This is a genomic window from Floricoccus penangensis, from assembly GCF_001832885.1.
Classification (GTDB): Bacteria; Bacillota; Bacilli; order Lactobacillales; family Streptococcaceae; genus Floricoccus; species Floricoccus penangensis.
The window spans coordinates 1-1433 of sequence record NZ_MKIQ01000010.1; the positions used below are offsets into that span (position 1 = coordinate 1).

At 35.5% G+C, this 1433-nt stretch carries 1 protein-coding gene; it reads right to left on the minus strand.

The window, feature by feature from the left end:
* A partial coding sequence (locus BG262_RS03180; protein WP_173861957.1) for an Ig-like domain-containing protein occupies positions 1 to 1433 on the minus strand: 1433 nt, incomplete at both ends.

The window sequence follows — 1433 nt, forward strand, 5'->3', positions numbered from 1 at the left end:
TCTATTGTATCTTTTTCTGCTTTATCTTTATCTTCTTTATCTTTTTCAGCTTGATCTTGCTTCTTAGCATCGTCTACAATCTTATCGATAGCATCTTTATCTTTTGCTCCATCGATTGCGTCTTTTGCTTTATCTTTATCTTCTTTACTTATGTTTGGAAGCTTATCGATTTCTTTCTTAGCATCTTCTTTTGCTTTATCTAGAGCATCTTTAGAATCTTCTGGAATAGTTACTTCTGTCTTATCAGATTTATTACCATCTTTATCAGTAACAGTTACATCAAGTTTATCACCTGGTTTAACTTTATCTTTTGGAATTTCAACATGAATGTTTCCATCTTTATCTACTGTTCCAGTTCCGATTATGTTGCCGTCTTTGTCAGTAATTTCAACCTTAGTTCCAGGTTCACCCTTACCTTCTACGTCAAAACCACCTTTATCATTTGGTTTAACCGTAATATCGGATGGTTTACTTGGTTTTTCTCCAAGATTTTCTAATGTGTCTTTAAGTTTTTTAGTAGCATCATCTACTTCTTTTTGAGTTGCATTTGGATCACCATAAACTTTGTTAGCTTCATCATATGCATCTTTAAGTTTATCCCAAGTTTCTTTTGTATAGTCATCTGGGTTTTTAGATTTAGCATCATCTAATGCATTCTTAAGTTCATCTTTATTAACTTTTTGATCAGCTGGTTTTTCAGTTAGACCATTAAGTGCATCATTAAGTTTCTTAGTTGCGTCGTCTACTTCTTTTTGAGTGGCATTTTTATCGTTGTAAACATTGTTTGCTTCGTCATATGCATCTTTAACTTTATCCCAAGTTTCTTTTGTATAGTCATCTGGGTTCTTAGATTTAGCATCATCTAATGCAGCCTTAAGTTCATCCTTGTTGATTTCAACCGTTTTTGGTCTTTCAACCAGTTTTGAAATTGCATCGTCAAGTTTTTTCTTAGCTGCATCTACTTGATCTTGAGTTGCATCTTTGTTATCAATAACTTTTTTGGCTTCATCACGTGCTTCTTTTAATGCAGCCCATGAATCGTCAGTATATTTAGTGTTATCTAGTTCAGATGCTTTGTTATATGATTCAATTAAACCATTCTTATCTGCCTTGTCATCCTTATGTTCTTCTGGATCTTCAGGAGTTGGTTTTGGCTCAGGATCTGGTGTTGGAACTGGATCAGGTTTTTGTTCAGGTTTAACTGGGTCTAGTGGTTTGTTTGGTTCACTAGGATCAGTAGGATTTGGGTTTGGGTTAACTGGATCTAGTGGTTTATTTCCACCATCATCTGTGCTTGAACTGCTTCCAGAAGTTGATCCATCACTACTTGATGAAGTTCCAGTGCTTGTGCCTGTTGATTCACCTGGTTTGCTTGATGAAGTTCCTGTGCTTGTGCCTGTTGATTCACCTGGTTTGCTTGATGAAGTTCCAGG